This window comes from Streptomyces sp. 4F14, from assembly GCF_048159485.1.
In the GTDB taxonomy this organism is placed as follows: Bacteria; Actinomycetota; Actinomycetes; order Streptomycetales; family Streptomycetaceae; genus Streptomyces.
On record NZ_JBLRVY010000144.1, the window covers coordinates 1 to 432 of the forward strand.

1 protein-coding gene is annotated in these 432 nt (G+C 72.9%); it reads right to left on the reverse strand.

All coding sequences use genetic code 11. The annotated features are described in order from the left end of the window. Positions 1-432, reverse strand: a 432-nt coding sequence (locus ACLZOT_RS50035) for a 3-deoxy-7-phosphoheptulonate synthase (RefSeq protein WP_416975992.1), incomplete at both ends; no start/stop codon positions are given.

The window sequence follows — 432 nt, forward strand, 5'->3', positions numbered from 1 at the left end:
GGCAGCCGTTCGGTGACCGTGTCGGCGCCCATCCGTGCGATGAGGGTGAGCCGGCCCGGTTCGCGCAGCGGATCGAGCCGTTCGCACAGGACGGTGATCTCCTCCCGCGTCATGGCCGGGCCGACCTTCACGGCGACCGGGTTGACGATGCCGGCGGCGAGGTCGACGTGGGCGCCGTCGAGTTGGCGGGTCCGTTCGCCGATCCAGGGCCAGTGCGTGGAGCCGAGCCAGCGGCGGCCGTCGTCCAGCGCACGGATCATGGGGACTTCGTAGTCGAGGACGAGGGCCTCGTGGCTCGTCCACAAGCGGGGCTCGATCAGGGGGTGGGGCGCGCGGGCCGCGGGTCCTCGCCGGCCCAGGTGCTCCATCACGTCGCAGGCCGTGAGGTAGGCGGTCAGCAGGCGCAGCGGATCGTGCCGACGGCTCTCCGGG